General features: G+C 71.8%; 6 protein-coding genes. 2 read left to right on the plus strand and 4 right to left on the minus strand.

The annotated features are described in order from the left end of the window. The 4 genes from ACTIDRAF_RS0218625 to ACTIDRAF_RS0218640 form a co-directional block, all read right to left on the minus strand. The coding region (locus ACTIDRAF_RS0218625; protein WP_016700239.1) for a CaiB/BaiF CoA transferase family protein at positions 1-885 on the minus strand (885 nt) is incomplete at its 3' end. 339 nt (positions 886-1224) lie between these two features. Further along, the gene (locus ACTIDRAF_RS0218630) at positions 1225-2730 is read right to left on the minus strand and encodes a tripartite tricarboxylate transporter permease (protein ID WP_016700240.1); all 1506 of its coding nucleotides are present in this window, start codon (positions 2728-2730) and stop codon (positions 1225-1227) included. Further along, on the minus strand, positions 2730-3371 hold the full coding sequence (locus tag ACTIDRAF_RS0218635; RefSeq protein WP_016700241.1) for a tripartite tricarboxylate transporter TctB family protein: 642 nt from the start codon (positions 3369-3371) through the stop codon (positions 2730-2732). Before ACTIDRAF_RS0218635 ends, ACTIDRAF_RS0218630 begins: the two co-directional genes overlap by 1 nt. Then, entirely contained in the window at positions 3368-4354 is a 987-nt protein-coding gene (locus tag ACTIDRAF_RS0218640) for a Bug family tripartite tricarboxylate transporter substrate binding protein (RefSeq protein WP_016700242.1), read from the minus strand. Before ACTIDRAF_RS0218640 ends, ACTIDRAF_RS0218635 begins: the two co-directional genes overlap by 4 nt. A 296-nt stretch (positions 4355-4650) precedes the next feature. Here ACTIDRAF_RS0218640 and ACTIDRAF_RS0218645 point away from each other — a divergent pair, with 296 nt between their 5' ends. Both ACTIDRAF_RS0218645 and ACTIDRAF_RS0218650 read left to right on the plus strand, forming a co-directional pair. Then, positions 4651-5049, plus strand: coding sequence for a universal stress protein (locus ACTIDRAF_RS0218645; RefSeq protein WP_026066259.1), 399 nt, complete (start codon positions 4651-4653; stop codon positions 5047-5049). Positions 5050-5394: 345 nt separating this feature from the next. After that, entirely contained in the window at positions 5395-6231 is an 837-nt protein-coding gene (locus ACTIDRAF_RS0218650; protein ID WP_016700244.1) for an IclR family transcriptional regulator, read from the plus strand. Positions 6232-6260 lie beyond the last annotated feature (29 nt).

Raw genomic sequence — 6260 nt, forward strand, 5'->3', positions numbered from 1 at the left:
CCCCAGCCGGTGGGTCTTGCGGTCCTCGCGGCGGGCGAAGCGGGGGTCGGTGGCCAGGTCGGGGCGGCCGACGACCCGGCACACGGCCTCGAACTGCTCCTGCTTGTTGGCGGCGATGTTGAGGGCGCCGTGGCCGGTGCGGAAGGTGCCGGAGGGGGCGGCGGTGGCGTTCTCGTTGCCCATGGGCACGGGGTCGCGGCCGGCGATGAGGTGGTTGGAGGCGGCCCAGCCCAGGGCGGTGATCGCGCTCTCCAGCATGGAGACGTCGAGGCAGGAGCCGACCCCGGTGCGGGCCACCCGGACGAGGGCGGCGGCGACGGCCATGGCGGCGGCCAGGCCGCCGAGGGTGTCGCCGACGGGGTAGCCGGCGCGCAGCGGGGCGGTGTCCTCGGTTCCGGTGACCGCCATCATCCCGGACAGGCCCTGGATGATCTGGTCGTAGGCGGGCCGGTCGCGCAGGGGGCCGCTCTGCCCGAAGCCGGAGATGGCGCAGTAGACGAGGCGCGGGTTGATCTCCTGGAGGCGTTCCCAGGGGAAGCCGAGGCGGGCGAGGACTCCGGGGCGGAAGTTCTCCACGAGGACGTCGGCCTGGGCCACCAGGCGGGTGAAGACCTCCCGGCCGGCCTCGGACTTGAGGTTGACGGTGACCGAGCGTTTGCCGCCGTTCTGGGCGAGGAAGGACGCGCCGAGCAGGTCCCGGTTCAGGTCGGGGTCGGCGCCCAGCTGTCGGGCGAGGTCGCCGCTGCCGGGCACCTCGACCTTGATGACGTCGGCGCCGAACAGGCCGAGCTGGTAGCTGGCGTAGGGGCCGGCCAGGACGTTGCTGAGATCCAGCACCCGGACGCCGCTGAGCAGACCCTCGCCGTCGGTCGCCGCCGTGGGCATTCCTGACCTCCCTCGTCGTCGCGCCGTCCCCGACGCACCAGGTGAACCGTAGAGCGGTCTCACCGTACCACTCAGCGGTACACCTCCAGCAGACCACGGCCGGAGCTGGTCAGCGGTCGGCGCGGGTGGCGGCGGGAGGGCGCGCCGCTCCCAGGCCCGGGATGGGCGGAGCCGGCACGAGGAGGTCGGGACGCCGGCGCGGGACGTCGCACCGGGCACCTGCCGAAGGGACGTCCCGGGGGCGGCCCGACCCCGGAACGCGAACGTCGCGGTGCCCCCGGGGTTCCCGGGGACACCGCGACGACGGCACCACGTGGCCGACCGGAGGCCGGCACCAGGTCAGATGTCCTGCCGCACCCTCCGGCGGATCTTGTTGACCACCATGAACAGCACGGCCAGCGCCAGGATCACGTACAGCGTCACCGCGATGCCGCTGTCGAAGAGGATGCCCACGTCCCCCTCGCTGACGGCCAGTGCCCGGCGCAGCTCGGTCTCGGCCAGCGGCCCGAGGATCACCGCGATGAGCACCGGCGCCAGCGGTAGCCCGTACCGGCGCATCATGAACCCGAGCAGGCCGATGAGCAGCAACAACACCAGGTCGGCTGTCGAGGAGCTGGTGGCGTAGACGCCGAGGCCGCAGAACACCGAGATCCCGGCGTAGAGGTAGTGCTTGGGGATCATCAGCAGCTTCGCCCACAACGGCGCGAAGGGCAGGTTGAGGATCAGCAGCACCACCATGCCGATGAAGAGGCTGGCCAGCAGCGTCCAGACCAGTTCGGCGTTGCGCTCGAACAGCAGCGGACCGGGCTGCATGCCGTACTGCTGGAACGCGGCCAGCATGATCGCCGCCGTGGCCGAGGTCGGCAGTCCCAGGGCGAGCAGGGCGCCCATCGCGCTGCCCGCGGTCGCGTTGCCGGCCGCCTCCGGTGCGGCGACGCCCTGGATGGCGCCCTTGCCGAACATCGGGTTCTTCCGGCGGCGGTCCAACCGGCGTTCGGTGCCGTAGGCCATGAACGTCGGGATCTCCGACCCGCCGACGGGGATGACCCCGAACGGGACGCCGAAGCCGGCGCCGCGCAGCCACGCCGGCCACGCCTTGCGGACGTCGGACCTGCTCAGCCAGGGCCGCCCGGTGAACGGGGTGGTGGTGCGCCCCTTGTCCCGGTGGATGCGGGAGGCCACGAAGAGCACCTCGCCGAGCGCCAGCAGGCCGACGGTGATGACCACGATGGCCACGCCGTCGAACAGCTGGGGCATGCCGAGGGTGAACCGGGACGCGCCCGAGGGGCCGTCGATGCCGACCATCGCCAGGGCCAGACCGATGACCAGGGCCGCCAGGCCCTTGATCACCGATTCGGCCACCACCGTCGCGGTGGCGACGAAGGCGAACACCGCCAGCGCGAAGTACTCGGCCGGACCGAACAGGCTGGCCAGCTCGGCCAGGTGGGGGGCGAAGAACACCACCAGGGTGGTGGCGATCATGCCGCCGGTGAACGCGCCGATCGCCGAGGTGGCCAGGGCCTGCGGTGCCCGCCCGGCCTTGGCCATCCGGTGGCCCTCGAAGGTGGTGGCGATCGCCGAGCTGTTGCCCGGGGTGTTGAGCAGGATGCCGGTGGTGGAGTCACCGAACAGACCGCCGTAGTAGACACCGGCGAACATGATGAACGCGCCGATGGGGTCGAGGCTGAAGGTGACGGGCAGCAGCAGGGCCACCGCCATCGCCGAGCCGAGACCGGGCAGGACACCGACGGCGGTGCCGAGCACCGCGCCCACCACGACCCACAGCAGGTTGATCGGGCTGACCGCGCCGGCGAAACCCTCGAAGAGGTTATTCAAGGCTTCCATCAGAACACCCCACCCAGGATTCCGGCGGGCAGGTTGAGCCCGAGGCCGGCCGAGAAGGCCAGCTGGATCACGGAGGAGACCACCAGCGCCACGCTGGCGTCGAACAGCGGGCGCTTGCCGTGCAGGGCGTAGGTGACGCCCCAGAACAGCAGTGCTCCCGAGATCAGCCAGCCCACCGGCACCAGCAGGACGGTGAAGGCCACGAAGGAGGCGACCACGATGCCGACCGTCCGCCAGTCGGTGTGGGTGCGGTACCGCTCGACGGCCGGTCGCTCACCGGCGCCACCAGCGGACGCCGGGGTCTCCTCGCCGGATGCCTCGGCCCCTTCCCCGGCGCCCTCCTCCTCGGCGGCGCCGTCGGTCTCCTCGGCGGCGGTTTCCTCCTGGGGGACGGAGGGGTGGCGGATGACCTGCACGGCCAGCAGGACCGCGAGCAGGTAGGTCAGCACCGTGACGATGGTCGGGAAGAACTGCGGTCCCGGTGAGCTGACGTTGGGCGGCACCTCCATGGTGAGGGTGCCGTAGGTGAGGAAGATCGCCAGCCCCAGCAGGAAGGCGGCGACGACGAGCCCACTCCGCCCGGTCCAGAACGATCTGTGTTCCGTCCCGGCACCCGAGGAGGACTCCACGGTGCTGCTCACAGTCCCAGCTCCTCAATGACCTGTCGAATACGTGCGATGTCCTGGTCGAGGAACTCCTCGAACTCCTCGCCGACCATGAAGGTGTCCGCCCAGCGGTTGCGGTCCAGGGCGTCGGCCCACTCCTCGGTCTCGACCATCTCGGTGATGATGGCCTCCATTTCGGCCCTGGCCTCGTCGGTCAGTCCGGGCGGTGCCATCACGCCGCGCCAGTTGGGCAGCTCGACGTCCACGCCCTGCTCGATGAAGGTGGGGATCTCGATGCCTTCGACCGGCTCGGCGGCCGATACCCCGAGCGCGCGCAGGCGACCGGCCTCGATCTGGTCGGAGAAGTCGTTGTAGCCGCTGACCCCCACGGCGACGGTGTGGGACAGCAGGGCGGTCATCACCTCGCCGCCACCGGCGTAGGAGATGTAGTTGAGCGAGCCCGGGTCGACGCCGCCCTCCTGGGCGAGCAGGCCGGCGAGCAGGTGGTCGGTGCCGCCGAGGGAACCGCCGCCGATCGCGGTTCCGTGCGGGTTGCTCCGCCAGTCCGCCAGGAAGTCGTCCAGGGTCTGGTAGGGCGAGTCGGCGGGGACGACGACCACGACGTAGTCGTCGGCGAGCCGGGCGATGGGGGTGACGTCGTCCAGGCCGTGCTCGGAGCCGTTGACCTCGACGGCGCCGAGCATGACGGTGCCGGTGACCATCAGCGTGGTCTCGTCGCCGGCGCGGCCCACGGTCTGGCTCAGGCCGATGGTGCCGCCGGCTCCGGGGACGTTGACGACCTGGGCGTTGTTGACGATTCCCGAGGACCGCAGGGCCTGCTGGGACTCGCGGGCGGCGAGGTCCCAGCCGCCGCCGGGGGCGGCGGGGGCCATCAGGGTCAGCTTGTTTCTGGCGCTGGCACCGGCCGCGCTGTTCCCGGCGTCTATCCCGGCCAGCACGACGAGCGCGGCAACGACAACACCGTAGATGCCGGTGACAAGCGGTCGCTTGGGCCGCATGTCGAACTCCTTCCTGATGCCTGAACCGAGTCGCACCGGCCGTCGCCGACCCCGGCGAAACGGGGGACGACACAGGCCCGAGTAGGTCCGCCTGGCGATTCGGTCGTGCCACCATAAGGGCTGCCCTATGAGTTGGGCTACAGTCCCGGCATCTTCGCAGGAGCAACGCGTCCTACCTGGGCCGCTGACCTGCGGCTGTGGACATGGGATGCTTTCGCGCATCACGGGCGAAGCAGAGGGAAACGGTCAAACCGAACCGCTCTGCGGATCAGCTCCTAGTTGAAGAGGTGGACTGAATGCCGATTGTCGTGGGATACCGGGACAACCCCGAGGGCCGCGCGGCCATCAGCCGCGCCGTCGAGGAGGCGACCCTGCGCGGGCAGTCACTGGTGGTGCTGCACACCGAGCACGAGGAGAGCGGGGAGGACCACGGCGCGACCGACGCCGAGGTCGTCGCGCTGCGCGCGCGGTTGGACGAGACCGGGCTGGAGTACGAGGTGCGCACCGAGGGCAGGGACAGGGACGTCGCCGGCGCCCTCATCGACCTCGCCGTCGAGCGGGACGCCGCGCTCGTGGTGATCGGCATCCGCAAGCGCAGCCTGGTGGGCAAGTTCCTGCTGGGCAGCACCGCGCAGCGGGTGCTGCTGGACGCGCCCATGCCCGTGCTGGCGGTCAAGAGCGACGAGCGGGACTGAACCCCCATCGCCTCCCGGGTGGTCCCGTCACGTGACGGGACCACCCGGGCCGGGCTCGTCGGGGAGGGCCACCGGGCCGCGGCGCGCGGCGGCGCGCCGGTGTCTGGCATTCCATGGGGACGCGGGGCGGCCACCCGCGCCCTGGCCGTCCGCGACCTCGCCACCAGCGGCGACCGGCCCGGCACGCCGGCCGGCGGGTCGAGGACCTCCAGCGAGCGACTGAGTGGACCACTGGCTCGATCCAGCCATCCGGTTGAACCGCACAGCGGACTACTTGTTCCGCTCTGAGGTCGCATGAGAACCTGGGTGGCGTCCTTCCCCGCCCGGCCCACGAGGAGAGCCGCCATGACCGAGACCGGCGCCCCACCCGGCGTCACCGAGTCCTCCGGCACGACCCGAAGCACCTCGGACGAGGAGGGCGGCGGCGGCCGCATCCGCAGCGTCGCCCGCGCGGTCGAGGTGCTGGCCAGGTTCGACGAGGACACGCTGAGCTGGACGGTGAGCGACCTCGCCCGGGCCACCGGCCTGCCCAAGACCACTCTGGTCCGCATGGTCGACACCCTGGAGCAGACCGGGATGCTGTGGCTGCGCCCGGACGGCCAGATCACCGTCGGCGCCGGCCTCCTCCGCTGGGCACGACTGGCCCGGGCCGCCTGGGAACTCCCCGAACCGGTCATGCAGGCCATGCGCCGGCTCGCCGACGAGTGCGGCGAGACCACCAGCTTCTACGTCCGGCAGGGACCGCACCGGATGTGCGTGGCCCAGCAGGAGGGCCCGCAGACCCTGCGGCAGGTGGTCCGCATCGGCGACCGCCTCCCGCTGTGGGCGGGAGCCTCCAGCAAGGTGCTGCTCACCGGGGCGCCGGACGAGGTCGTCGAGGCCGCCGCCGTCAACTCGCCCTACGGACCCGGCTACATCGCGCAACTGCGCGAACAGGTCGAACAGACCCGGGCCAACGGCTACGCCGTCACCCACGGCGAACGGGAGAACGGCGTCTCCGGCATCGCCGCGCCCATCCTCGGCGGCGAGGGCCACCTCATCGCCGCCCTCGCGCTCGGCGGCCCCACCACCCGGTTCACCCCGGAACGGGTCTCCCGACTCGTCACGGCGGTGACCGCCGCCGCCCACTGGATCTCCGGGCTCCGACTCGCCGCGACCTTCCCACCCCCGGAGGACGGCTGACCCGCCCCCGCCCGTCCCTGACGGCGTCG

The organism is Actinoalloteichus spitiensis RMV-1378, from assembly GCF_000239155.1.
GTDB classification, from domain to species: domain Bacteria; phylum Actinomycetota; class Actinomycetes; order Mycobacteriales; family Pseudonocardiaceae; genus Actinoalloteichus_B; species Actinoalloteichus_B spitiensis.

Bases quoted from the DNA above. Each gene is read 5' to 3' on its own strand.
- ACTIDRAF_RS0218630 (WP_016700240.1), bottom strand. From the start codon at position 2,730: ATGGAAGCCTTGAATAACCTCTTCGAGGGTTTCGCCGGCGCGGTCAGC.
- ACTIDRAF_RS0218640 (WP_016700242.1), bottom strand. From the start codon at position 4,354: ATGCGGCCCAAGCGACCGCTTGTCACCGGCATCTACGGTGTTGTCGTT.
- ACTIDRAF_RS0218645 (WP_026066259.1), top strand. From the start codon at position 4,651: ATGCCGATTGTCGTGGGATACCGGGACAACCCCGAGGGCCGCGCGGCC.
- ACTIDRAF_RS0218650 (WP_016700244.1), top strand. From the start codon at position 5,395: ATGACCGAGACCGGCGCCCCACCCGGCGTCACCGAGTCCTCCGGCACG.